This is a genomic window from Streptomyces sp. NPDC005402, from assembly GCF_040606575.1.
In the GTDB taxonomy this organism is placed as follows: domain Bacteria; phylum Actinomycetota; class Actinomycetes; order Streptomycetales; family Streptomycetaceae; genus Streptomyces.
Genome location: NZ_JBEXFB010000004.1, coordinates 1 through 24,203, shown reverse-complemented (window position 1 = coordinate 24,203; position 24,203 = coordinate 1). Strand labels below are relative to the sequence as shown.

Annotated in this window: 26 protein-coding genes and 1 tRNA gene; 19 read left to right on the top strand and 8 right to left on the bottom strand. The window is 72.3% G+C overall.

Annotation, left to right across the window (positions count from 1 at the left end; genetic code table 11):
- Positions 1 to 71: 71 nt before the first annotated feature.
- Positions 72 to 1,016, top strand: a complete 945-nt coding sequence (locus tag ABZT02_RS08580; RefSeq protein ID WP_356015616.1) for a peptidoglycan-binding domain-containing protein — start codon at positions 72 to 74, stop codon at positions 1,014 to 1,016.
- A gap of 190 nt (positions 1,017 to 1,206) precedes the next feature.
- Here the strand turns inward: ABZT02_RS08580 and ABZT02_RS08575 are convergent, their stop codons facing one another.
- Both ABZT02_RS08575 and ABZT02_RS08570 read right to left on the bottom strand, forming a co-directional pair.
- Positions 1,207 to 1,875 (bottom strand): HAD-IA family hydrolase, encoded by a 669-nt coding sequence (locus ABZT02_RS08575; protein ID WP_356015615.1) that lies wholly within the window; start codon positions 1,873 to 1,875, stop codon positions 1,207 to 1,209.
- A 191-nt stretch (positions 1,876 to 2,066) separates the two neighbouring features.
- Positions 2,067 to 2,648: a TMEM165/GDT1 family protein gene (locus ABZT02_RS08570; protein WP_356015612.1), complete on the bottom strand. Its 582-nt coding sequence runs from the start codon at positions 2,646 to 2,648 to the stop codon at positions 2,067 to 2,069.
- Positions 2,649 to 2,991: 343 nt separating this feature from the next.
- Between ABZT02_RS08570 and ABZT02_RS08565 the strand changes: the two genes are divergently transcribed.
- From ABZT02_RS08565 to ABZT02_RS08550, 4 genes are all read left to right on the top strand, one after another.
- A complete protein-coding gene (locus tag ABZT02_RS08565; RefSeq protein ID WP_356015611.1) occupies positions 2,992 to 3,636 on the top strand; it encodes an HNH endonuclease family protein in 645 nt (214 codons plus the stop codon).
- A 71-nt stretch (positions 3,637 to 3,707) separates the two neighbouring features.
- The gene (locus tag ABZT02_RS08560) at positions 3,708 to 5,372 is read left to right on the top strand and encodes an alkaline phosphatase D family protein (RefSeq protein ID WP_356015610.1); all 1,665 of its coding nucleotides are present in this window, start codon (positions 3,708 to 3,710) and stop codon (positions 5,370 to 5,372) included.
- Positions 5,373 to 5,663: 291 nt separating this feature from the next.
- Entirely contained in the window at positions 5,664 to 6,113 is a 450-nt protein-coding gene (locus ABZT02_RS08555; RefSeq protein WP_356015608.1) for a DoxX family protein, read from the top strand.
- Between the two features lie 162 nt (positions 6,114 to 6,275).
- Positions 6,276 to 6,887 (top strand): VTT domain-containing protein, encoded by a 612-nt coding sequence (locus ABZT02_RS08550; RefSeq protein ID WP_356015606.1) that lies wholly within the window; start codon positions 6,276 to 6,278, stop codon positions 6,885 to 6,887.
- Between the two features lie 643 nt (positions 6,888 to 7,530).
- Here ABZT02_RS08550 and ABZT02_RS08545 read toward each other — a convergent pair.
- Positions 7,531 to 7,761: a DUF2277 domain-containing protein gene (locus tag ABZT02_RS08545; RefSeq protein ID WP_356015605.1), complete on the bottom strand. Its 231-nt coding sequence runs from the start codon at positions 7,759 to 7,761 to the stop codon at positions 7,531 to 7,533.
- Positions 7,762 to 7,878: 117 nt separating this feature from the next.
- On the opposite strand from ABZT02_RS08545, the gene ABZT02_RS08540 reads away from it, so the two are divergent.
- Positions 7,879 to 8,793, top strand: a complete 915-nt coding sequence (locus ABZT02_RS08540) for a 2-dehydropantoate 2-reductase (RefSeq protein WP_356015603.1) — start codon at positions 7,879 to 7,881, stop codon at positions 8,791 to 8,793.
- Positions 8,794 to 8,833: 40 nt separating this feature from the next.
- Here the strand turns inward: ABZT02_RS08540 and ABZT02_RS08535 are convergent, their stop codons facing one another.
- Positions 8,834 to 9,346: a GNAT family N-acetyltransferase gene (locus ABZT02_RS08535; RefSeq protein ID WP_356015601.1), complete on the bottom strand. Its 513-nt coding sequence runs from the start codon at positions 9,344 to 9,346 to the stop codon at positions 8,834 to 8,836.
- Between the two features lie 148 nt (positions 9,347 to 9,494).
- Between ABZT02_RS08535 and ABZT02_RS08530 the strand changes: the two genes are divergently transcribed.
- Entirely contained in the window at positions 9,495 to 10,481 is a 987-nt protein-coding gene (locus ABZT02_RS08530; protein ID WP_356015599.1) for an alpha/beta hydrolase, read from the top strand.
- Here ABZT02_RS08530 and ABZT02_RS08525 read toward each other — a convergent pair.
- Together ABZT02_RS08525 and ABZT02_RS08520 are read right to left on the bottom strand one after the other, a co-directional pair.
- The gene (locus tag ABZT02_RS08525; protein ID WP_356015597.1) at positions 10,439 to 11,065 is read right to left on the bottom strand and encodes a dihydrofolate reductase family protein; all 627 of its coding nucleotides are present in this window, start codon (positions 11,063 to 11,065) and stop codon (positions 10,439 to 10,441) included. The two genes, ABZT02_RS08530 and ABZT02_RS08525, sit on opposite strands and share 43 nt — an antisense overlap.
- 321 nt (positions 11,066 to 11,386) lie before the next feature.
- The gene (locus ABZT02_RS08520; RefSeq protein WP_356015595.1) at positions 11,387 to 12,571 is read right to left on the bottom strand and encodes an MFS transporter; all 1,185 of its coding nucleotides are present in this window, start codon (positions 12,569 to 12,571) and stop codon (positions 11,387 to 11,389) included.
- Between the two features lie 112 nt (positions 12,572 to 12,683).
- Between ABZT02_RS08520 and ABZT02_RS08515 the strand changes: the two genes are divergently transcribed.
- The 3 genes from ABZT02_RS08515 to ABZT02_RS08505 all read left to right on the top strand — a co-directional run bounded on the left by ABZT02_RS08515 (position 12,684) and on the right by ABZT02_RS08505 (position 15,088).
- Entirely contained in the window at positions 12,684 to 13,517 is an 834-nt protein-coding gene (locus ABZT02_RS08515; protein WP_356015592.1) for a hypothetical protein, read from the top strand.
- A complete protein-coding gene (locus tag ABZT02_RS08510) occupies positions 13,492 to 14,040 on the top strand; it encodes a YciI family protein (protein ID WP_356015590.1) in 549 nt (182 codons plus the stop codon). Before ABZT02_RS08515 ends, ABZT02_RS08510 begins: the two co-directional genes overlap by 26 nt.
- A gap of 82 nt (positions 14,041 to 14,122) precedes the next feature.
- Positions 14,123 to 15,088: a YihY/virulence factor BrkB family protein gene (locus ABZT02_RS08505; RefSeq protein WP_356015588.1), complete on the top strand. Its 966-nt coding sequence runs from the start codon at positions 14,123 to 14,125 to the stop codon at positions 15,086 to 15,088.
- Between the two features lie 22 nt (positions 15,089 to 15,110).
- Here ABZT02_RS08505 and ABZT02_RS08500 read toward each other — a convergent pair whose 3' ends face one another.
- Positions 15,111 to 15,536, bottom strand: a complete 426-nt coding sequence (locus ABZT02_RS08500; RefSeq protein WP_356015586.1) for a DUF6003 family protein — start codon at positions 15,534 to 15,536, stop codon at positions 15,111 to 15,113.
- Positions 15,537 to 15,757: 221 nt separating this feature from the next.
- On the opposite strand from ABZT02_RS08500, the gene ABZT02_RS08495 reads away from it, so the two are divergent.
- A complete protein-coding gene (locus tag ABZT02_RS08495) occupies positions 15,758 to 17,056 on the top strand; it encodes an MFS transporter (protein ID WP_356015584.1) in 1,299 nt (432 codons plus the stop codon).
- A 51-nt stretch (positions 17,057 to 17,107) separates the two neighbouring features.
- Entirely contained in the window at positions 17,108 to 17,446 is a 339-nt protein-coding gene (locus tag ABZT02_RS08490) for a hypothetical protein (RefSeq protein ID WP_356015581.1), read from the top strand.
- Between the two features lie 81 nt (positions 17,447 to 17,527).
- On the opposite strand, the gene ABZT02_RS08485 is transcribed toward ABZT02_RS08490, so the two are convergent.
- Positions 17,528 to 17,599, bottom strand: a tRNA-Val gene (locus ABZT02_RS08485).
- 211 nt (positions 17,600 to 17,810) lie between these two features.
- Between ABZT02_RS08485 and ABZT02_RS08480 the strand changes: the two genes are divergently transcribed.
- The 7 genes from ABZT02_RS08480 (at position 17,811) to ABZT02_RS08450 (ending at position 24,073) form a co-directional block, all read left to right on the top strand.
- Positions 17,811 to 18,581, top strand: coding sequence for a DUF4097 family beta strand repeat-containing protein (locus ABZT02_RS08480; RefSeq protein ID WP_356015579.1), 771 nt, complete (start codon positions 17,811 to 17,813; stop codon positions 18,579 to 18,581).
- 79 nt (positions 18,582 to 18,660) lie between these two features.
- Complete coding sequence (locus ABZT02_RS08475; RefSeq protein WP_356015577.1) at positions 18,661 to 20,037, top strand: hypothetical protein; 1,377 nt, start codon at positions 18,661 to 18,663, stop codon at positions 20,035 to 20,037.
- 135 nt (positions 20,038 to 20,172) lie between these two features.
- Entirely contained in the window at positions 20,173 to 20,361 is a 189-nt protein-coding gene (locus ABZT02_RS08470) for a hypothetical protein (protein ID WP_356015576.1), read from the top strand.
- Positions 20,362 to 20,374: 13 nt separating this feature from the next.
- Positions 20,375 to 21,088 carry a hypothetical protein gene (locus tag ABZT02_RS08465; RefSeq protein ID WP_356015574.1) on the top strand — a complete coding sequence of 238 codons (714 nt, stop codon included), beginning with the start codon at positions 20,375 to 20,377 and terminating at the stop codon, positions 21,086 to 21,088.
- Positions 21,085 to 22,065 (top strand): hypothetical protein, encoded by a 981-nt coding sequence (locus ABZT02_RS08460; protein ID WP_356015572.1) that lies wholly within the window; start codon positions 21,085 to 21,087, stop codon positions 22,063 to 22,065. The genes ABZT02_RS08465 and ABZT02_RS08460 overlap by 4 nt, the downstream gene beginning before the upstream one ends.
- The gene (locus ABZT02_RS08455) at positions 22,062 to 22,982 is read left to right on the top strand and encodes a hypothetical protein (RefSeq protein WP_356015569.1); all 921 of its coding nucleotides are present in this window, start codon (positions 22,062 to 22,064) and stop codon (positions 22,980 to 22,982) included. The genes ABZT02_RS08460 and ABZT02_RS08455 overlap by 4 nt, the downstream gene beginning before the upstream one ends.
- The gene (locus tag ABZT02_RS08450) at positions 22,979 to 24,073 is read left to right on the top strand and encodes a serine hydrolase domain-containing protein (RefSeq protein WP_356015567.1); all 1,095 of its coding nucleotides are present in this window, start codon (positions 22,979 to 22,981) and stop codon (positions 24,071 to 24,073) included. The genes ABZT02_RS08455 and ABZT02_RS08450 overlap by 4 nt, the downstream gene beginning before the upstream one ends.
- Positions 24,074 to 24,203: the final 130 nt, after the last annotated feature.

The following is a 24,203-nucleotide window of genomic DNA, read 5'->3' as shown; positions in this document are numbered from 1 at the left end:
GGGGCTTCCGAAAGTCGGCTGTGGAGGGGTTCTGCATAATCGCTGGAGTTTGTGAGGGGAGGGACGAACACATGGCGGAGCCGAACGGCCATCTGTGCCCGGAGTGCGGGGCACCGAGAGGGGCGGACAACACCCCGTCCTGCGGGTGCACCCAGCGCGCGTCGGACGCGCTGCGGGACGCGCGTACGGCGGAGGCGGCCGCGGCGGAGGACTTCGATCCGCTGCGCATACGGCCGTACGTGGAGCTGGACGACGAGACCGCGCCGGCGCCGAGGGTGCCCGCGCCGGACGCCACCATGCCGCTGCGCGCGCTGACCCCGCCGACGGCCACCCCGAGCCCCACCGATCTGAGCCTGTTCGAGGCGGCGGGAGGCTCTTCCGCACACGGGAGGACCACCGACGCGCGCCCGCGCCGCACGCGACGCCGTACGGTCCTTCTCGCCACCGGCGGGGCGGTCGTGACCGTGGTCGCCGCGGCCGGCCTGGCCAGCGGGCTGTTCGCGTACGAGCCGCCGTCGCGGGACCAGGCGGCACCGCGGGACGTCCGGCCGGCGGTGCCGGACGCGACGACGAGCGCGGCGTCGGCGCCCCCGTCCACGGCCAAGGCGTCCGTACGGCCGTCCGCCGCGCCCCCGTCCGCCACGGCGAGCGCGAGCCCGTCGGCCTCCCCGTCACCGTCGGGGTCCAGCGCCTCTCCGAGCCCGTCCCGGTCGGCGGCGCCCTCGGCGACCCCGTCGGCCTCCGCCGCGACAAAACCGGCGGCCGGGGCCGACGCGGCCCGCGAGGCTGCTCCGCCGGTTCTGCGGCGGGGGTCCGAGGGGCCGGAGGTGGTCGAGCTCGAACTGCGGCTCACCCAGCTCGGGCTGTACTCGAGGAAGGCGAGCGGACACTACAACGAGGGCGTCGAGGACGCGGTGAGCCGGTATCAGTGGGCCCGGGGGATCCAGGTGCAGGAATACGGGGTGTACGACCTCCTGACCCGGGAGCGCCTGGAGTCGGAGACGACCGAGCCATAGGCCGCCGCTTTCCGGCTGCGCGCCACTGAAGGAGGTCTAACTCACGTGGAGACGGGTCGTGCCGTCCTCCACCCGCACCCGGGTCAGGTCCCGGACCACCAGACCCCCGCCGTACCGAGCCATAGGCTGCATTCCGGCTGCGCGTCCGGTGGGCACCGGCCGCGCAGTTCCCCGCGCCCCTGAAGGACGTCTAACTCACGTGGAGACGGATCGTGCCGTCCTGCACCGGCTCCACCCGCACCTGCGTCAGGTCCTGGACCACCACGTCCGGGCCGTGCAGACCGGCCCTCGGGCCGACCCCGACCACGCGCATCCCGGCCGCCTTTCCGGCCGCGATCCCCGCTCCGGAGTCCTCGAAGACCACGCAGTCCGCCGGTGCCACACCCAGCTCGGCGGCACCCTTGAGGAATCCCTCGGGGTCGGGCTTGCTGGCGCCGACCGACTCCGCGGTGACGCGGACGTCGGGCAGCTCCAGCCCCGCGGCGGCCATCCGGGCCGTGGACAGCGGGACGTCGGCCGAGGTCACCAGGGCGTGCGGCAGCCCCCGCAGGGAGGCCAGGAACTCCCGCGCCCCCGGTATCGCCACCACCCCGTCCATGTCCGCGGTCTCCTCCGCGAGCATGCGCGCGTTGTCCGCGAGGTTCTGCTCCATGGGGCGGCCGGGCAGCAGGACCGCCATCGAGGCGTGTCCCTGGCGGCCGTGGACCACGTTCATGACCTCGTCGCCGTCCAGCCCGTGGTGTTCGGCCCAGCGGCGCCAGATGCGTTCCACGACGGCGTCGGAGTTGACGAGGGTGCCGTCCATGTCGAGCAGGAGGGCGCGGGCGGTGAGCACGGTGGGGGCGGCGGTGGCCGTCATCGGCAGCTCCAAGACGCGGGACGTGGGGCTTCGGAGGTGTCTCCCCCGCACCCCCCGGAGGGACAAGGCGGCCCCGCCCGCCGGTCAGGGAAAACGGGCGGAGGCCACTTTGTTTCTCCACGGTACAAAATCGGGCGGGTTCCCGCCACCACGCCGGGAGAGCGCCCGGCACAGTTCACCCACCGTTCAGCTCAGCCGGTCACGGCCTCCCACAGGCTCCACAGCCCGAGCGCCAGCATCAGCAGCGCCGCGACCTTGGTGATGAGCTTCAGCGGAACCCGCTTCATCAGGGCCTTTCCACCGACGATGCCGAGACCGGCCACCGCCCACAGCGCGAGCACCGCGCCGAGGCCGACGGAGAGCGGGTCGTCGTAGCGGGCCGCGAGGTTCGCCGTCATGATCTGGGTCAGGTCCCCGAACTCGGCGACCAGGATGAGCATGAACCCGGCTCCGGCGACCTTCCAGAAGGACTGGTCCTCCGGGTTGCGGATCTCCTCGTCACCGTCGTCCTTCTTCAGGAGCAGGACGGCCGCGCCGCCCAGGAAGAGCACGCCCGTCAGCGCCTGCACGATCTGCTGCGGCAGCAGGGTCAGCACGCTGCCCGCCGCCACGGCGAGCGCGACATGCAGCGCGAAGGCGGCTGCGACGCCCGCGAAGACGTAGGACGCGCGGTAACGGGTGCCGAGGACGAGGCCGGCGAGCGCGGTCTTGTCCGGCAGTTCGGCGAGGAAGACGACGCCGAAGACGACGGCCGTCACGGTGAAGCTGATCAAGGGTCCTCAATCGGTCGGGGCTGCCCCACCGAGAGTGTTCCTGCGAAACGGCCTCGGCACGGCAGCACACAGTCAGTGCACTACTGGCCGAAGGTCTCGCTGGCCGATCCCTGAAGACCTGCCTCCGGGCGCCGGCTCAGACGAGCTGAGCAGTATGTCGACGGTCCGGCGAAGAGCTACTCCCCTTCAACGCCCTCCATCGTACGTGATCGTTTCGTCGTAAACCTTGTCGTGTCATGCACACGTCACTAACTTCTCACCGAACGCACATCTCCCCGCAACACGGAGCCGCGAGCATTCGACCGCTCGCGCTCCAACACCCCCGTCCCCCAAGGGAGTTCCCATGCCGAAGTTCTACGCGCGTCGACGGCTCAGCATACTCGGGGCGCTCACCGCGCTCATAGCCTCCGTCGCTGTTCTGAACGGCCCGACCGCCTCCGCCGCCCTCCCCACCCCGGTCAGCGCGGCCACCGCCCGCACCTACCTCGCCTCGCTCACCGTGGCGACGGAGAACCGCACCGGGTACGACCGCGACCTGTTCCCGACGTGGATCGCCATCAGCGGTACCTGCAACACCCGTGAGTACATCCTCAAGCGGGACGGCTCGAACGTCGTCACCAACTCCGCCTGCACCGCCACCAGCGGCAGCTGGTACTCCCCGTACGACGGCGCGACCTGGACCGCCGCCTCCGACCTCGACATCGACCACCTGGTCCCGCTCGCCGAGGCCTGGGACTCCGGCGCGAGCGCCTGGACCACCGCCCAGCGCCAGTCCTTCGCCAACGACGTCACCCGCCCCCAGCTGCTCGCGGTGACGGACAACGTGAACCAGTCCAAGGGCGACCAGGACCCGGCCACCTGGATGCCGTCGCTCACCTCGTACCGCTGCACCTACGTCCGCGCCTGGGTCCAGGTGAAGTACTACTACGACCTCTCCGTCGACTCCGCGGAGAAGAGCGCGCTGACGAGCTACCTCGCCAACTGCTGACGATTCCGTAACGGAATCTCCCCGCGACCCTCCGTCGTTCCGTACCGTACGGGGCGACGGAGGAGGATCACGTGACGGATCTGCGGGTCGGACCACTGCTCAGGTACATCGACGGCTCGTCCGCGACCGTATGGGTCGAGACGAGCCGTCCATGCACCGCCGAGGTGCGCTGCTCGGACGGCACCGGTGGCGAGGCCCCCACCTTCCAGATCGCGGGGCACCACTACGCCCTCGTCCCGGTCGACGGCCTCACTCCCGGCACCGAGCGGTCGTACGAGGTGTTCCTGGACGGCACACGCGTGTGGCCGCTGCCGGACTCGCCCTTCCCGCCCTCCGTGATCCACACGCCCACCGAGGAGGCGCCCGTCCGCGTCGCCTTCGGCTCCTGCCGCTGGGCCGCGCCCCCGGAGGGCGAGAAGGACCCCGTGGGCCCCGACGCCCTGGACACCCTCGCGACCCGGATCGCCGCCGAGCCGGAGGGCGAACGGCCGGACGTCCTCATCCTCCTGGGCGACCAGGTCTACGCCGACGAGACCTCCCCGGCGACGCAGAGCTGGCTGGCCGCACGCCGCGACCTGAGCGACCCGCCGGGCGACCAGGTGGCGGACTACGAGGAGTACACCCACCTCTACTACGAGTCCTGGCTCGACCCCGAGGTGCGCTGGCTGCTGTCCACCGTGCCCAGTTGCATGATCTTCGACGACCACGACGTCATCGACGACTGGAACACCTCCGCCTCCTGGGTCGAGGACATGCGCACCGTGTCGTGGTGGCGGGAGCGGCTGCTGAGCGGGCTGATGTCGTACTGGGTCTACCAGCACCTGGGCAACCTCCCCCCGGCCGAACTGGCCGCCGACCCGCTCTACGCCGCCGTACGCCGATCGCCCGACGGCACCGACGAGTTGCGCGCCTTCGCCTGCCGGGCGGAGGCCGACGCGGCCTCGGTGCGCTGGAGTTACCGGCGCGACTTCGGCCGGGTGCGGCTGCTCATGGTGGACTCCCGCGCGGCCCGCGTCCTCGACGAGGAGAACCGGTCGATGCTGGACCCCGGCGAGGCGGAGTGGGTGCGCGAGCAGGCGCTGGAGGACCGCGCCTCCTACGACCACCTTCTGATCGGCACCTCGCTGCCCTGGCTGCTGCCGCACCTGGTGCACGACGCCGAGGCGTGGGACGCCGCGCTGTGCCGGGGGGATCGCGGGGCGCGCTGGGCCCGGTTCGGGGAGAACCTGCGGCGCAAGGCGGATCTGGAGCACTGGGCGGCGTTCCCGGACTCCTTCACGGCGCTGGCGGATCTGATCGCCGAGGTGGGGTCGGGTCCCGAGGCGCCGGCGACGGTGCTGGTGCTGTCGGGGGACGTGCACCACGCGTACGTGGCCGAACCGAAGTGGCACACGGACGGGCCGGACGCCCGCGTCCTCCAGCTCACCTGCTCCCCCGTCCACAACTCCGTGCCCGCGTACATCCGGTTCGGCTTCCGCTTCGGCTGGAGCGCGACGGCGCGGGCGCTCGGGCGGGGGCTCGCCCGGCACGGCGGCTGTGCGCGACCGCCGGTCTCCTGGCGACACACGGGCGGACCCTGGTTCGGCAACCAGCTCATGACGCTGACGTTGAACGGTCGTTCGGCACGGCTGCGGCTGGACCACGCGCGGGAGGCGGGCGAGGGACGGACGAGGTTGGTGACGATCTCGGAGGCCGAACTCACCGGGGAGAGCGGCCGGGAGACGGCCCGGCTCTGAGGTCGTATCACCTGACATCTCGTCAAGTACCGTCTTCGGCAAGGTAGTTCGCCTCGAACGCACCCGCGTCAGGTTGGGATTCGGACACACTTTCGGGCGTCGGTGCGGTGGGCGAGAGCCGTTCCACGTGCGGCTGCGGGTGAAACGGAAGGGGCAGCAGAGGTAAACCGATGGCTAAATGTTGAACTTGCAAGCACCGGTTAGGCGCACCTAACGTGGAGGGCCGACTCGGTCCCATCCCCCTGGGGCGACCCCCCTGTGGGACCGACCCGACCGAAGGAGTCCCCCACAATGACCGGACGCCTGAACAGCGCCCAGCCATACGCCCTCGGCCTGTACCGCATCGTCGTCGGCCTGCTCTTCCTCTGTCACGGCGCGGCCTCCCTCTTCGGTGTCCTCGGCGGTGTCCCTGGCACCGACGGCGGCACCCTCGAAACGGGCACCTGGCCCGGCTGGTACGCGGCCGTGATCCAGCTCGTCTGCGGCGGCCTCGTGCTGCTCGGCCTGGGCACGCGCGGCGCCGCGCTGCTCGCCGCGGGATCCATGGCGTACGCGTACTTCAAGGTGCACCAACCCACGGCCCTGTGGCCCATGGAGAACGGCGGTGAGGCCGCCGCGATGTTCAGCTGGGCCTTCCTGCTGCTGGTCTTCACCGGGTCCGGCGCGTTCGGCCTGGACCGGCTGTTCGCCAAGCGCTCGGCGGAGGAACGCAAGCCGGCCGCGGAACCCGTGGCCGTCTGAGGCCATCTCATACGGTGCCCTCCCCCGCGTCCTGGAGGAGGGCACCGTACGAGGCAGCCGGGTGAACATGCCGCGTTCATCTCATGAGCCCCCCGTGAATCTCCTGTCACTGCCCACGCGTACGCTGTATGGCTGTCTACGGGGGAATCACGGGGAGTCGCGGTGTTGGAGAGCCTGGGGTCACTGACCGGCAGTCCATGGATCTACGCCATGGTCGCGCTGTCGGTGCTCCTCGACGTGTTTGTGCCGTTGCTGCCCAGCGGGGTGCTGGTCATCACGGCCGCGACGGCCGCGGCGGCGGGCAGCGCGGCGACCGGACAGGTCCCCGACGTGATGGCCCTGATCCTGTGCGCGACGACCGCCTCCGTGCTGGGCGACCTGGCGGCGTACCGCCTCGCCTTCCGCGGCGGTGAGCGCCTCGACCGCGCGATCGCCCGTTCGCGTCGTCTCACCACGGCGCAGGAACGTCTCGGCGACGCGCTCGCCGCGGGCGGCGGGGCCCTGGTGGTCCTCGCCCGATTCGCTCCCGCCGGCCGCTCGGTGGTCTCCCTCCTGGCCGGCACCGCCCACCGCCGAGCCCGTGACTTCCTGCCCTGGTCCGCCCTCGCGGGCCTCTCCTGGGCGGCGTACAGCGTGGCCCTCGGCTACTTCGGCGCGCACTGGCTGGGGGCGACCTGGCTGGCGACGGGGGTGTCGGTGGCAGCCCTGTTCGGGGCGGGGGCGGGGGCGGCCTATGTGATGCGGCCGCGTACGGGGGGAGCGGAGGCGCGGTAGCGGATCGGCGTCAGCGGCAGCGCGTCGACGGCAACGGCAACGGCAACGGCAACAGGCGTACGTCGGGTGCGGGCGTGCGTGGGCCGGGTAGCCCTGCACCGGAACGGCCGGCGCCACCGGTGGCCAAGCAGGCCGGTGACCTGCCCTTCGGCGGCAGGGCGCGCGTCGGCCGCGAGCCGGGGAAGCGGCGCAACGGCATGCCCCTGCGCCCCGGCGGATGAACCCGAGGCAGCACCTCTCCCCGCTAACGGCAGAACGCACGCCGACCGCGGACCCGGGTGGCCGCACAGCGGCACGCCCCCCGCCCCGGCGGCCGACCTGCAGCAGCACCTCTCCCGGGCACGGCAGGACGCACGCCTACCGCGGACCCGGGTGGCCGCACAGCCGCACGCCCCTCCGCCCCGGCAGTCAACCTGCAACAGCACCTCTCACCGGCCACGGCAGGGCGCCCGCCGACCTCGGACCGGAGAAGGCCACCCGACGGCACGGCAGAACGCACGCCGACCGCAGACCGGGAAGGCCGCGCAACGGCACGCCCCCTCCGCCCCAGGCAGATCACACTGCGGCAGCACCCGGCCGGCGACGGGCAGGGCGTGTCACCGGGCGGCTCCCGCACCGGGCACCCGTCCGAGGCCGGCCCCGGTCACCCCGCCTCGCGGCGGGCCGCTCCCCGGACTTCCAGCCCCTCCAGCAACTCGGCCGTCGCCTCGGCGATCACTTCCACGGCCCGTTCGAAGACCTCGCGGTTATGGGCGGCGGGGGCCCGGAAGCCCGACACCTTGCGCACGTACTGAAGCGCGGCGGCCCGGATCTCCTCCTCCGTCGCCTCCTCAGGCAACACAGGCGGACGAAGCGTCTTGATACTGCGGCACATACCGACAGTCTCCCTCCCTGAGCGGATCGGCGCTTCCGTCCGCCCGTTCCGAATGCCATGATCCTCGCCGAGGCGGCCACCGACCCCGGGGCCGACCGACGAGAGGAACAACCCGACATGGCGCACGACTCCGCGCACCGGAAACTCACCGTGGCCGTCCTGGGCCCGGGCGGCACCGGCGGCCTCCTCGCCGCTCTCCTCGCCCGCGCCGGACACCGGGTGATCTGCCTGGCCGGCGAGGACACGGCGGACACCCTGCGCACGGCCGGCATCCAGGTCCGCAGCGGCACCTTCGGCAACTTCACGACCCCCGTCGAGGCCGACACCGAACTGCGCGAACCGGTCGACGCCTGTGTGATCGCCGTCAAGCACACCTCCCTGCACTCCGCCCTGGACCGCGTCCCGCCCACCGTCCTGGGAGACGGCCTGGTCGTCCCCCTCCTGAACGGCGTCGAGCACCCGGCGACCCTGCGCGCCCGCTACCGCCCGGACCGGGTCGCCCCCGCGGTGATCCGCGTCGAGTCGACGAGGATCGCGCCGGGCGTCATCGAGCACGGCAGCCCCTTCACCGAGCTCGACCTGACCGGAGACGGCGTCCCCCGCGAACGTCTCGACGCACTGGTCTCCGTCCTGGCCGCGGCCGGCCTCAGGGCCCGTGTCCTGGACGACGAAGCGGCCGCCCTGTGGGCCAAGATGTCCTTCCTCGCCCCCTTCGCCCTCCTCACCACCCTGTACGGCCTGCCCCTCGGCGAGGTGCGCACCCGCCACCGCGAGGAGCTGACCGCGCTGGTCGAGGAGACCGCCGCGGTCAGCGGAGCCTGCGGCGGCCCCGCCGACCCCGACCGGGCCCTGGCCCGCTACGACGTCTTCCCGCCCGCGATGAAGTCCTCGATGCAGCGCGACGCGGAGGCGGGCCGCCCGCTCGAACTGGACGCGATCGGCGGGGCGTTGCTGCGCGCGGCGGACCGGCACGGGGTGAAGGTGCCCGTCGCGGCGCGGGTGGTACGGGAGTTGGCGGCCGCCGACGACTGACGGCCCGTCCGGACCGTCACCGCCCGCCCCACCCGCGCTCTCAGCGGCCGTCCTCGCCCGTCAGGTCGAACCGCCAGTCGTTCGACTTGATCCAGTGCCCCTTCGGGTACTCGAACTCGGCCTCGCCCATCAGCGCGAAGCCCGCCCGGCGGCAGACACCGTTCGACGCGGTGTGCTCCACGCTCGGGAACGCGTGCAGATACCGGTGCCCGCCGGCGGCCCGTGCCTCCTCGACGACGGCGCGGGCCGCCTGCGCGGCCAGTCCCCGTCCTTGGAACTCCGGCAGGATCCCCCACCCGGTCTCCCATATCAGCGAGTCCCGCCACTCACGCTCCCAGAACCCCACCGAGCCGACGGTCTCCCCGCTGTCCGCGAGCGTGACGCGGTACATCCGCCCGGACGACAGCTCGACGTAGCGCCGATGCCGGTCGACGAGTTTCTCCTCGCTCTCCGGCCCGCCCAAGTGGTCGGTCATCTCAGGGCTGTTGGTCCGCTCCAGCAGCCAGAAGTCGCCCTCCGCCCAGGGCACCAGCCGCACCTGCTCCGTATCCATGCCAGCCACCTTAGGCTCCGGGTCTGACAACGCCCCCGGCCTGCGGTTTTGCCGAACCGGCAACGGATCTCGCGCTAGCTCGACGCCGTCCCGCAGGATCGTCGTAACCCGTAACCCGTAGTCCGTGATCCGCACGTACGGAGGACACATGCCGCACCTCACCCACCGTCTGGTCCACGGTCCCGCCGGCCGGATCCACCTCGCGGAACAGGGCACCGGGCCCCTCGTCCTGCTGCTGCACGGCTTCCCCGAGTCCTGGTACTCGTGGCGCCACCAGCTGCCGGTGCTGGCGGCGGCCGGATACCGCGCGGTCGCCGTGGACGTGCGCGGATACGGCCGCTCCTCGAAGCCGGAGGCGGTGGCGGCGTACCGGATGACCGAGCTGGTGGAGGACAACGCGGCCGTGGTGGAGGCGCTCGGCGAGCGTTCCGCGGTGGTCGTCGGGCACGACTGGGGCGCGACGATCGCCGCACACTCGGCGCTGCTCAGGCCGGACGTCTTCCACGCGGTCGCCCTGTTGAGCGTGCCGTACACCCCGCCCGGCGGCCCCCGCCCCAGCGAGGTCTTCGCGGGGATCGGCGGGGAGGAGGAGTTCTACGTCTCCTACTTCCAGGAGCCCGGCCGGGCCGAACGGGAGATCGAGCCGGACGTACGCGGCTGGCTGGGCGGCTTCTACGCCGCGCTCTCCGCAGACACGATGCCCATGGCCGACGCCCAACTCGTCCCCGCAGACCCCCACTTCGTCGCGCCCGGCGGGCAGCTGCGCGACCGTTTCCCCGCCGGCCGCCTTCCGGGCTGGCTCACCGAGGACGATCTCGACGTCTACGCCGGGGAGTTCGAGCGCACGGGACTGACCGGTGCCCTCAACCGCTACCGCGCGATGGACCAGGACTGGAAGGACCTGGCCGACTACGCGGGCGCGCCGATCCGCCAGCCGTCCCTCTTCCTGGGCGGCACCCTGGACGCCTCCACCACCTGGCTGTCCGACGCCATCGACGCCTTCCCCACCACGCTCCCCGGTCTGCACGCCGCCCACCTCCTCGACGGCTGCGGCCACTGGATCCAGCAGGAACGCCCCGAGGAGGTCGGCCGTCACCTGACCGACTGGCTGGGAGCCGTCGTGAAGGGGCGGTAGCGCACGTTCACCGTCGCCGTGCGGTCGCCGTTGAGGCATTGCAGGCGGATGGGAGCGCCACCGGGGTTGTCGAACAACCGGATCCCGTCGCCGAGCAGTACCGGCGCGATGTGGAGGTCGATCTCGTCGATCAGTCCGCGTTCCAGGAGCTGCCGACCGATCGTGGGCGAGAAGACCTCCACGTTCTTGCCGCCGGCGGCTTCCAGGGCGATCCGGACGGCGTCGGCGGCGTCGCAGCTCAGGAAGGTCACGCCGGCGGCGGGCCCCGCGTCCTCGGGGTGGTGCGTGAGGACGAACAGCGGCCCGTGCCAGGTGCCGCCGTAGATGGCACCGGCGTCGGGGAAGGCGTCCCAGCCGTCCCGGCCGCCCAGCACGGCCCCGGTCGTGTCGGCGTACTCCTCGACGAGGCCGGGCCGGAACGAGAACCCCGTCATCCAGTCCATCGTGTGCCCGGGACCCGCCACGAACCCGTCCAACGACATGGTGAAGTGCCAGAGCACCTTTCCGGCGGCGGTCTGCGGTTCCACGTCCGGTACCGACGCCGTGCGCACGTTCTGCGGGTTCTCCATGGCTGTTCCTCTCACGGGGCGCTCCTCGTCTCCTGGGAGACCGACTCCGCCCCCGGAAGTCATCGCCGGACCACCATGTCCCGGTCCGGCCGCCGGGTTGGCCTCGCTCGACGCGCGGCAGCGGCCATGACGGCGACGGCGCGGTGCACCCATGCCCCGGGGGCGTCCCTGTCCCCCCTGTAAACCGTCACCGCCCCGAACGTCATCGCCGGACCACCATGTCCGGCCCAGCCCCCCGGACGACCCCGCCCGCCGCGCGGGTGGCGGCCATGACGGCAACAGCGGCGACACCATGACCCAGGGGCCCCATCCCCTGAAGACCCGCCCCCAAAGTCATCACCGGGACACCATGGCCCTGTCCCGCCGCCCAGCCGCCCCCGCCCGACGCGCGGCCGCCGCCATGACGGCGGCCGCGGCGAGCACCATGGCGGCGCCGACGTAGAGCGGTGCGGTGTAGCCGAGGCCCGCCGTGATCGCGAGGCCTCCGGCCCAGGCGCCCAGCGCGTTGCCGATGTTGGACGCGGACACGTTGGCGCCGGCGGCGAGTGCCGCGCCCTGGGCGTAGTCGGTGACGCGGGTGATCATGCCGGGCACGCCCGCGAACCCGAACACCCCCATCAGGAACACCAGCACCACCGACGCCGTGGCGCTGGCGGCCAGCAGCCCGAACACGGTCAGGGTGACGGTGAGTCCGGCCAGGGTGAGGACCAGCGCGCGGTCCCGGTCGTGGTCTGCGGCCCGCCCGCCGATCAGGTTCCCGACGACGAGGCCGACGCCGTACACCATGAGCAGCCAGGCGACATCCGCCGAGGAGAAGCCGCCGACCTCGGTGAACGTGTAGGCGATGTAGCTGAACGCGCCGAACATCCCGCCATAGCCGAGCGCGGTGGCCCCCAGCGTCAGCCAGACCTGCCCGGACCGGAAGGCACCGAGCTGGGCGCGCAGGCCGATGGGGGCCGTCGGCGGGGTCCCTCCGGCGCGGCCCGGCACGCACGCGACGATTCCCGCCAGCGCGAGCAGGCCGACCGCGGTGACCGCCCAGAACGCCGCCCGCCAGCCCCAGCGCTCTCCCACGAGCGCGCCGAACGGCACGCCGAGGACGTTCGCGACCGTCAGTCCGGCGAACATGACGGCCACCGCGCGGGACTTCCGCTCGGGCGCGACCAGGCTGCGCGCGACGAGGGAGCCAATGCCGAAGAAGGAGCCGTGGCACAGCGCCGCGACGATCCGCCCGAGCAGCATCACCGAGTAACTCGGCGCGATCGCGGACAGCAGGTTGCCGAGGACGAACAGGACCACCAGGCCGACCAGGACGTGTTTGCGGGGCAGCCGCGCGGTCGCCGCGGTCAGGACGATCGCGCCGACCGCGACGCTCAACGCGTATCCGGAGATCAGCCGGCCCGCGGCCGCCTCGGACACCGCGAAACTCGACGCCACCTGCGGCAGCAGGCCCGCGATCAGGAACTCGGTCAGCCCGATGCCGAATCCGCCGACGGCCAGGGCGACGAGCCCACTTGGCATCCGTCGCCGTCCGACCGCCGGGCTATGCACGACAATCCTCATGATCCGCGCTCATGGACCGACCCTCGCGTCCCGACCGCGGACCGGTCCATGGACAAAGAAGCGACGGCACTTGGACGAAAGCGGGTCGATGTTCACGATCGAGGAACGGGACCGCCTCCGGGAGCGGTTGCTCGCGCGAGCCGAAGCCGACAGCGCGGTCGTGGGGGCCGCCTTCACCGGCTCGTACGCCGTCGGGGAGGCAGACCGGTGGTCCGACACCGACCTGGTCCTGGCCGTCCGCGGCGACCTCACTCCGACCCTGGAGCGGTGGACGGGCCGGCTCTACGACGATCTCGGCGCGCTGCACCACTGGGACCTGCGCGTCGGGGCCGTCGTCATCCGGGTGTTCCTCCTGCCGGGCCGGCTGGAGGTCGACCTGACCTTCGCCCCGGAGGCCGAGTTCGGCCCGCGAGGCCCTCAGTGGCGCACGGTCTTCGGCCGGACCCGCCCCCTCGAACCCTTCCCTCCCCCGGACGGCGACACCCTGGTCGGCCTCCTGTGGCACCACGCCCTCCACGCGCGCGTGTGCGTCGAGCGCGCCCGCTGGTGGCAGGCCGAACACTGGATCAGCACCCTGCGCGACCACGTCATCGCCCTGGCCTGTCTGCGACTCGGCCACCCCATCGCGTACGCGAAGGGCGCCCATCTGCTCCCCGAGGACCTCTCGACCGCGCTGGAGACGACCCTCGTACGCTCGCTCACCGCCGCGGAGCTCCACCGCGCCCTGAGTGCCACGATCACCGTCGTCACGGCCGAACTCGAACGTTCCCGCCCCGCCCTCGCCCCCCCGCCTGACCCCGATGCTCGCGGAGCTGACGGACACGCCACCGGGCAAATGCCGTTGAGATGCGGGCCCCGGTGGACAAGGCTCTGGGGCCATGGAGTTCTTCTGCTACCACCGTGACCGGCCCGGCTCCCTGTCCCTGCGTGAGGAGCTGACGGAAGCGCACTGGTCCTACATGGACCGGTACGAGGCCGAACTGATCGCCCGTGGGCCGACGTTCGCCGACCACGGGGAGACGCTCACCGGAAGTGTGCACATCATCGACCTGCCCGACCCGGCTGCCGCCCGCGCGTTCGCGTTCGACGAGCCCAACTACCAGGCGGGCGCGTACCGGGACGTGCTGCTGCGCCGTTGGCGGAACCTGCTGGGCCGCACCATGTGGGACTTCCCCGGCGACCGGACCGGCGGTGACCGGTACCTGGTGCTGGGTCTCGGCACGGGAGAGGCCGTCGACCTCGCCGTACCGTCCGGGAGGGACGACCTGATCGCGTACGGCCCCCTGCTCTCGGACGACGCCACCACCTGGCTGGGCACGGCGGCCCTGGTCCGTGCCCCGGATCCGGACCGGGCACGGGCCGTGCTGACCGCGGACCGGTACGCCGCCGTGGAGGTCCATGAGTGGGAGTTCGGCGGACGACGCTGACAACCTGGTTCTCGACGCTGACAACCCGGATCTCGGGGCAACCGCACAGGGACCAGCCGTACGAACAAGGAGCGTCCACGCCATGGGTACCGCCGTCCGCGTCCCGCAGACCCGGGACATGATCGGGGACGAGCTCTCCGGAGACGAGGCGTTCACCGCCCTGCGCCACTACGGCGGCCTGCGGCTGCTGACCGACTCCGTCGCGCGGTTCCGTTACGCCGACGGCTTCACCAACGCCCGGGCCCTCGCCTTCCAGGTGGTGCTCGGTCTGGTGCCGTGCACCGTGGCGCTGGTCGGCCTGGCCACGTCGGTGCACACGGAGGGCGTGGGCCGGATCATCGAGCTCACGCTCGGCCGGATCGTGCCGGGCGCGAGCGCCGACATCGTGAAGGACGCCTTCGACGGGACGCGGCGCACCGCGCACGGCAGTGTCTGGAGCACGCTCGCCCTGTGGCTCGGTCTGGGCTTCGCCCTGTTGAACCTCGCCTCGGCCATGGGCCAGATCGAACGCGGCGCGAACCGGATCTACGGCATCGAGCGCGACCGTCCCTTCCCGCGCAAGTACGCGCGCGGGATCGTGCTCGCGCTCGCCGCCGGTCTGCCCCTGGTGCTCGGCTTCGTCGTGCTCGTCGCCGGGGAGGCCGTGGGCGACGCGGTGGCCGAGTCCGTGGGCCGGGACGGCGGCGGGCCCCGCTGGTGGGGTGTGCTGGACCTGCCGGTGGGGCTCGCGCTGGCCTGGGTGGCCTCCGCTGTGATCTTCCGCTGGTCACCGCGCCGGGTGCAGCCCGGCTACACCTGGCTGGCCTTCGGCTCGGCCGTGCATCTGCTGCTGTGGGTGTCGGCCACCTGGCTGCTCGCGCTGTACGTCGAGGAGAGCGGTGCTTTCGGCGCCGTGTACGGGCCGCTCACGGCCTTCATCGCCCTGCTGCTGTGGGCGAACCTCACCGCTGTCGCGCTCTTCCTCGGCATCGCGTTCGCCGCCCAGCTGGAAGCGGCCCGCGCGGGCATCGAGTCGGCCGTGCACCCGGACCCCGGTCCGGGTGACTGAGGCCAGGACGGCGATCCCGCGGTCAGCCCTGCGCGGCGGCGGTGACCGTCGCGGGGTCCACGCCGGTCAGTTCGACGATGCGGTGCGGCGGCACACCGGCGGCCAGGGCGCGGCCGATCAGTCCGTCCCGGCCGTCCGCGCAGTCGCGGTAGGCGAGCAGCTCCTCCTCGACCCCGGCGAGCGACTGCGGTACCAGCTGGTGACGGACCCGGCTCAGCTCCTCGTCGCTCAGCGGCACGGGCAGCCGTTCGGCCCCCTCGGGCACGGCGGCGGTCTCCTCCGGCGGCAGCAGCCGCAGGTGCGGGGAGGTCGCCGTGGTTCCCTGGGCGTCCAGCCACGCGCGGACCGCGGGGGTCTCCATGCACGCGAGCTCGCCGACGGCGGCGGGGGCCACGCCGAGCTGCGCGGACGCGTCGTCGAGCAGGAACAGGTAGGCGTCGTCGGTCATCCTCGGCTCCTTCTCACCAGGCTGATCGACCTCCCATTACCCCGCCTCGCCCGGCTAATGTTCGGGCTCGGCGAGTGACCGAAGAGGAGCGAGGACATGCCCGGTCTTCCGAGCGCGCGTTGACGTCGTGGGCCGTCCGGCCCGTCATCGCGTGCTGCCCCTGACGGTGTGGCACAGCAGCCTTCGATCCGAGGACCTCCGTGCCGTCTCCTTCCTCCACCATGTCCGATTCCGGTCGCCCCGCCCCGTCGAGTCTGTGGCGGGACCGGGACTTCCGTAGCCTCTGGGTGGGCCAGACGGCCTCCCAACTCGGGGAACACACAAGCCTGTTGGTGTTGCCGCTGTTCGTCGTCCTGACCCTCGACGCCGGTGCCGGCCAGTTGGGCGTCCTGAGAGCGGTGGGGCAGGCGCCGATCCTGCTGCTCTCGCTCTTCGTCGGCGCGTGGGTGGACCGATGGCGGACCCGTACGGTGATGGTCCTGGCGGACGCCGGGCGGACCCTGGCGCTGGGGGCCGCCGCTCTGGCCGGGCTCCTCGGGTGGCTCGGTCTGCCCGCGCTGTTCGTGGTCGTCCTCGCCGTCGGGGTGCTGTCCGTGTTCTTCGACGTCGCCTACCAGTCGTCGCTCGTGCGGTTGGTGCGCCGGGATCAGCTGGTACGGGGCAACAGCGCGCTCGAGGGCAGCCGGTCCGCGGCGCAGATCGGCGGTCCCGCCCTCGGCGGTGCGCTGGTGTCACTCCTGTCGGCACCGGTCGCGGCCGCCTCCGGTGCGCTGTTCTTCGCTCTGTCGTTCCTGTCGATCCGCCGGATCCGTCGCCGAGAGTCGATCCCGGAGCAGGTGGGACGTCCCGCTCACATAGGGCGTCGGATTCACGAGGGCCTGCGTTTCGTCGTGAGCGACACCTCGCTGCGGACCGTGTGCCTGACCTCGGCGGCCTTCCAGTTCTCCTTCGCCGCGCTGATGACCGTCTATCTGCTCTTCCTGCCGCGGGAGCTGCATCTGTCGGGCACCGTCGTCGGGCTGTCGCTCGCGGCGACGGGGCCGGGCGCGCTCCTGGGATCGCTGCTCGCCGCCCGTCTGCCGGCCCGGTTCGGTCATGGGGTGGTGCTGGTGTCCGCGGCGGCCGTCGGCGACGGCGCGTTCCTGTGGGTGCCCGCGCTGCACGGCTCCTCCGCGGTGACGGTCGCCGCGCTCCTCGCGGGCGGCTTCGTGTTCGGGGCGGGCGGCCAGTTGGTGAACGTCACGGTCATGGCCGTTCGGCAGGCGGTCACCCCGGACGGGATGCAGGGCCGCGCGGCCGCCACGATCACGTTCGTCGGCATGGGCCTGACCCCGCTCGGCTCCCTGCTCGGCGGATTCCTCGCGCAGGAGTGGGGGCTGCGCACCAGCCTCCTGGTGACGGCCGCGGGAATGCTGCTGTCCCCGGTGGTGATGGCCCTCTCGCCGCTCGCCCGGCTGGGACGGACGCTGCCCGCCCACCCTGATCCCGGGCCGCCGACCGGGCACCGCCCGTTCGCATGAACCTCGGGAAGCGACTCGCCACCCAAAATCGAACAGGCGTAGCATTGTGCCGTGGCTAAGACCTATGACTTTCCTAGCGACCTCCTCGCCGGTCAGGAGGAGCTGCATCAGGTCCGGGCCGAGCTGTCGGCCCTGCTCAAGCGGCTCCCCTGGTCGGTCGCGCCTCTGGACGGCTTCAGCGACGACAACGGCTGGCGGAAGGTGGAGCGCCCCGCCTCCCCCGGCTGGACCGCCGACGAACAGGCCGAGGTGGAAAAGCTCCGGCAGCGCGAACACGAACTCGCGGTCTTCGTCACCACCCACCGCTTCTGGACGGACGTGGAGACACCGGAACGCGTGGAGGCCCGGACCGGGTTGAAGCACGCGTCCCGCCGGCAGGAAGCGGGCTGAAAACGCCCCACGGCACGACGAAGGAACACCGAAGAACGACGAAGGACCCCGGCCGAGATCGGCCGGGGTCCTCTTCCGATGTGGGCGCGGACGGTTTCGAACCGCCGACATCCTGCTTGTAAGGCAGGCGCTCTACCCCTGAGCTACGCACCCGAGACGAGTCGACAGCCTACCTTGCCCGAGGCCGTGTCCTGCAAACCCTTACCCGGGCGGCCGGGGAAGTCAGGGTCGATACGGGGGAAAACCCCACCCCCGATCCGGGAGCGGCCCGGATCCCCCGCGAGAGCCCCGGTCCCTAGGGTCGAAGCAAGGTCGTGGAGTGCCCGCGACCGCCCGCTCAGGGCTAGATCAGGGGGAGATCGTCATGGTCCGTTCCGTTCCCGCACGTGCCGCCGCCGCGGCCGGGGTCGTCGCGCTCGTCGTCGCGGGGGCCACCGCCTGCGGTGCCTCCGCCGGGGACGACAAGACCCCCGACCACAAAGCCTTCGCCCTCCAGGGCCGCACCCTGACCGTCGACTCCGACGACTCGGCGCTGGAGATCGTCGCCGCCGACTCGAACAAGTCGGGCACGATCGAGGTCACCCGCTGGTTCCAGGGGACCGTCGCCGTCGGCAAGGACCCCGAGGTGACCTGGTCGATGAAGGGCGACCGGCTGGTGCTGCGGATGAAGTGCAGCGGCGTCGTGGCCGACTGCGCGGCCAAGCACCGCATCGAGGTGCCGCGGGACATCAGCGTGAAGGTCGAGGACGGCGACGGCAGTGTGCGGGCCAGGGGGTTCACCCGGCCGCTGAGCATCAGCACCGGGGACGGTTCGGTGCGGGTCACCGACTCCAGCGGGCCGCTGGAGCTGCGCACAGGCGACGGATCGATGCGCGCGAAGGTCACCTCCCGCCAGGTCACCGCCCGCACCGGGGACGGCTCGCTCCACCTCGAACTCGGCGCCGTACCGGACCGGGTGGAGACCCGCAGCGGCGACGGCTCCCTGACCGTCGAGCTGCCGAGGGCCACCTACCGCGTCGACACGAAGAGCGGCGACGGAGGGGTCGAGGTGTCCGTGCCCCGGTCCGGCTCCAGCGACCACATCGTGTCCGCCCAGAGCGGAGACGGGAAGATCACGGTGCGAACCGCGAACTGACCGGCCCGTGTGTTCGTCCCTTACCGGTGGGAGAATGACACCGGGCACCGCCAGGACGAACACAGCACGGGAGAGGGATGTGACGGCGACACCATCGCAGTCGTACTCGTCGTCGTCGGTGCCGCGCGCGCACGGTCAGGCGCTCAAGGACACCCTCACCCTGGTCGGCCTGCCCCTGCTGGCCGCCCTCGCGGTGACGGGCGCCTTCGCCGGCGGCGGCACCCGGCGCTGGTTCGGCGGGCGCGCGGAAAGCCAGCGGGCCGAGGCGCAGGCCGCGAAGGACGCCGCCGCGGCCGCGTTCTACGAACTGGACACCGCCCAGCGGGATCTGCGGATCTCGATAGAGACGATCACCGCCGTCGACGACTCCCCCGCCGCCCGGCGGGCGGTCGCCGACTTCCAGGCGATCAGCGGGCGGATCGACGAGGCCAGCCGGCGCTACATCGAGGCCGTCGACGCCCATGACCTCGACCGGGACGACCTGGAGGCCGCGGTCGCCGCACAGGCGCGTACCGAGCTCACCCGGGCCAAGGACGAGCTGGGCAACGTCAAGAAGGAGCTGGACCGTTTCGGCGACAGCCTCGGCCCGCTGCTGGGCAAGGCCGAGACCCAGCTCGCCCGCCTCGCCCCGGCCGTCGAGCGGGCCCGGCAGGGGCTGCTGGCCGCCTCCAACGCCCTGGACTCCGTACGGGAGTCGGGGCTGAGGGCGGACGACCTCGCCGCCCGACTCGCCGCTCTGGGACCGGAGTTGACCAAACTCAACCAGGGCGCCGGGCAGCACGGTGTGCCGCACACCCTGGAGCGGGCCGAACGGGTCGCCCGGGAGGCCGAGTCGGTCCGGGTCGAGGCCGAGCGGCTGCCGGAGCGGGCCGCGGAGATCGACCACCGGCTCGTCTCCCTGCGCACCCGCGCCGAGGCCCTCACCACTCGTGCGGGCCAGGTCGACCCGGTCCTCAGCGAACTGCGCCGCCGGTTCACCGCCGCCTGCTGGCAGGACCTCCAACACGTCCCGGACCAGGCCGCGGAGAACGTCCGGCAGGCCGAGCTGAGGCTCCGCGAGGCCCGCGCCGCGCGCGACGAACAGCGCTGGCCGGACGCGACCTCCCTGCTCTCCACGGTCCGCGCCCTGCTCAACGCCACCGACGAGTCCGTCTCCGCCGCCGGCGACCGGCTGCGCCGGCTGAACGCCGTGCAGAAGGACCCCCAACAGGAGATCGACCGCACCCGTTTCGCCATCCGTGACGCCCAGCGCCTCGCCATGACCGGCCGCACCACCCCCGATCCACGGCACGCGCGCCCCCTGGACGACTCGGTGGCCCGCCTGGACCGGGCGATCGCCGGCCTGGAGGGCCGCCACCCCGACTACTGGCACTTCCTCACCGAGACGGAAGCGGTACGGCAGGCGGTGGTCCGGGTGGTCTCGCAGATCCGCGAGGAGCGCGGGGGCGCGCACTAGAACTGCTCGTCAACTACTCGCGAGCAGGAGATTGAATCTCACACGAACTGGACATTTCATCCCTTTTTGCATAGATCGCCTCAATGCGGTGACATGGATGGAGACCGGTATATCTCTCGCAAAGGAGATGGTGGTATGTCCTCCACCGAATTCCAGCTCGAGGACCTCACCGAGGTTCCCGGCACCGACGTCGAAGCGGCTCTCGACCCTGTCGAGGCCGACGGCTACTACCGCGACAGCCGCCAGTGCGCGGCGCTCGCTCTGGTGTCGTCGCACAGCCAGCTCCTGCTCTCGCCTCCGACGCCGCGGCCGAAGAAGGGCTGACGGGAGAACCCGAATGGAGCAGTCAGGCACTTCGACCCGCCTCGCGGGCGCGGTGCAGGACCTCACGTCGGAACTGGTCTCCGCTCTTCGGAGCGGAGACCGCTTCCGGCTCGCAGGCACGGTCGCCAAGGGGCTCGGCCCCGCGGCGACCGGCGACCCGTCCCTCGCCGCCGTACGGGTGGTGGGCGCCGATGTCGTCCTGCCGAGCGTCCTGTTGCGCTGCGCGCCCCCCGACGCGGACGATCTCACCGTGTTCAGCAGAGCCGTACACGCCTACCCGCCCCCCGCCGAAGCCCCTCCCACCTCGGTGTGGAGCCACTGGGCCATGAGGCGGGCGCTGCTGCGGCTGGACGCGTCCCTCGACGGCGCGCCGGACGACGACAGCGAGCCCGAAGCGGCCTGGCTCGACGACGCGCCGTGGCAGTTCCTGACCCACCAACTCGCCGTGCTCGCCCCGCTGGCGCTGCCCGGCGAGGACTGCGCGGTGGCCCGGGTGGCACGCCGCCGCCCGGTCGACGTCGCCCGGGGATTCGTACGGGCGGTCCGCCGCCGCGACTGGCTCCAGGCGGCCGGAGCGGGACGCTGGCTGGTCCTCCTCGACGAGGTGCCGCCGACGCTGGGCCTGGACACCGGTCTGGAGTTCGTGGCGCAGATGGGCGGCACGGACGCCCGCGTGGAGTTGCAGGTCGAGGCCGCTCAACTCATGCGAACCGGAGTGCTGGTGTGACGGCGCCCGGGGTACGGGCGACGCGCGAGGTCCGGGACGTGGGCGAGGCCGCGCTGACCTGGCTGTCCGCCCACCGCGACGGATTCACGCTCGGCGACGACGCCCTCGCCGAGCACGGCAACGTGAACACCACCTGGAAGCCCCTCGGCGAACTGGCCCAGGTGTGCGTCTGCGTACGACGGCACACCGACCGGGCCGACCCGCTCCACGTGCTGGCGTCCGACCTGCTGTCGTTCGCGTGGCAACAGACGAGGCGGGGCGCGCTGTTCGTGGAGTTGCAGCGCCTCGAACCCTTCGCCACGTATCCGCTGGAGGTGTACGCGGCGTTCGCGGCGGCGGGCCTGCGCCACGCCGGCTACGAGCGCGCCACCGCGACAGTGGGCCGCACCCGCGGCTGGCAGGTGACGGAACAGGAGCCCAACCGGCGCCTGAGCGTGCTCAACTCCGAGCGCCGCAGCGGCATCCCGGAACACGGGGACATGTCGACGGCGCTGGGCCGTACCTGGCTCGCCGGTCTGCCGGAGCCGTGGACGTTCGAGCTGGCCGCCGGCTACACGCTGACCCATGTGATCTTCCATCTCACCGACTGGGGCCTGACCCCGCAGGCCGTGCCCCCACCGGTCGCCGACTACCTCCGGCACTGGCTCGCACCCTGGCTCGACACCTGCCTGGAGGACGAGCAGTGGGACCTGAGCTGCGAACTGCTGGCCGTGGCGAGCAGTCTGCCCGGCCCGCCGGAACGCGCTCTGCTGCGGGAGGCCTGGGCGAGACTCTCGGTCGCGCAGGACGACTCCGGTGCCGTCCCGGAGGTCGGCGGGCGAGGCAGCCGTACCACCGCACCCGCCTTCATCGACTGTTACCACTCGACGCTGATGACGGCCTTCGCCGCCGTGCTGACCCTCAACCGGCTGCGCGAGGCGGCCGACGACGACACGGGGGCGGCCGCGGTGGACGGCGGACAGGGAGTGCCGGGATGAGCCACACGCGTCTGGTCCACCAGGTCGGGGTCGGCGCCCTGGAGTGGCTGTACGCCCACCGCGACGGATTCCGGCTGGAGTTGGACGTCGACCCGGAGATCGGATTCCTGGAACGCTTCAAACCGGTGGGCGAACTCGCGCTCATCTGCAAGGTGTTGTTCCGCGAGGGCGTGGCAGGCTCCCGACAGGCCACGCTGGCACGGCAGTTGATCGACCACGCCTGGTCCCACACGCTGGACGGCGGCCGGATGCTGGTGCGCGGCCAGCAGACCGAGCCCATATCGCCCATCCCCTTCGAGGTGTACCTGCCGTTCAAGGAGCTGGGCTACAGCTGCCCCGAGGCCGAGCGGGCCTTCCGGCTCAACCAGCGGCTGGACAGCTTCGCCGCCCTGGAGGTGTCACCGGTCCGCCGCCTGGGTCTGGCCGCCTTCCAGCGCCGCTTCGGCCTGCCGCCCGGGCCGCCGGAAGCCGACCTCGTCGGCGCGACATGGCTGGGGCGGACACCGGAACCCTGGACCGTGGAAGGGCACATCGCCTACGACATCACCCACACCGTCTTCCACCTCACCGACTGGGGAGAGAACCCCGAAGGCCTGCCGGCCGGGATCGCCGACTATCTCGCGACCTGGCTGCCGGTCTGGCTGGACGACTGGCTCGACCTGCAACGCTGGGACCTGCTCGGCGAGTTGCTGGTCGTCGACGCCTGCCTGCCGCATCCCACGTTCGACGAGCGGGCATGGGAAGGCTTCGCCGCCGCCCAGCAGCCCGACGGCGCGATGCCCGCCGTGCGCGCGATGCCGCAGGGCGAGCCCGACGAGGTCTTCGACCTCGTCTACCACCCGACACTGGTCGCCGCCTTCGCCTCCGTACTGGCCATGTCCCGCGCCCTGACACAGCTGGCGCAGACCCCGTCATGACAGCCGACATACGCCCCGCGCGTTCCGTTTTCTGGCCGGGCGACGCGCTCGACATCACCGGCGTGACGTCGAAGGAGGCAGCCGTCGACGACGAGGAGACGCGGCGGCGACTCGACGCGGCCGTCGACGCCGTGGACGCGCCCGACGTCGTCTTCGCGCTGTCCCGGCACGGCCTCCGCACCGTGCGCACCGGAGGCACCGCGCCGCCCCCGCCCGTCCCGCGCGATCGGCTGCGCTACGAAATGGGCTCGGCCTCCAAGACGTTCACCGGACTGCTGCTGGCCCACCTGACCCACACGGGCGTGCTGTCCGCGGGCGAGCCGGCCGCCGCGCTGCTGGATCCGGCCCGGCGGCCCGGCGAGGACCCCGTCACCCTCGCCCACCTGATCACCCACACCGCCGGTCTGCCCGCCCTGCCCGCCGACTTCTTCGTCCGGGCACTGCCGACGTGGCGCACCAACCCCTACGCCCGCTATCCCGCCGAGCGCGTGGTGGACGCCTTCCTGCGCCACCGGCATCGCCACCGGCCCGGCACCCGCTGGCACTACTCCAACTTCGGTGTCGCCGTCCTCGGCCACGCCCTGACAGCGGCGACCGCCACCCCGTGGGACGACCTGCTCACCGGTCAGGTGCTGGGCCCGCTCCGGCTGACCGGCGCCACCCTCGGCCCCGGCGGCCCGGACACCGACGCCACCGGACACCGCAGGGACGGCACGACGCCCGTGCCCCCGCTGGCCGTCGGCGGCTTCCAGGCGGCCGGCGCCGTCCGGGCCACCCCGCACGACCTGCTCACGTTCCTCGAAGCACATCTGGATCCGTCGGACCGGCCCCTGACCGGTGCGCTGCGCGCGGTACGCCGCCCTGTGCTCCGGCGCGGCATCGGACACCGGCACGTCCACACGGTGGCCTGGTTCCAGCACCCCACGGAGCATGGGCCGATGTACTTCCACGGCGGGGCGACCCTCGGACAGCAGGCCTTCCTGGGTTTCCGCCCCGACACCGGTACGGCGTTGGCCGCCACGTGCACCCGCCGCTTCCGTGTCCGCGACGCCTTCGTGCCGACCGCGTACGCGCTGCTGGCCGAGATGTAGATATCAGGGACGACGGGCCGGGGTCGCCCAGGTCATGGCGTGGCGCGGGGGCAGGGTTCGTGAATCGAAGATCGTTCGAGCTGGTATGCGGCTCCGCCACACTGTCTCGGCGCTGATGACGACGTCAACG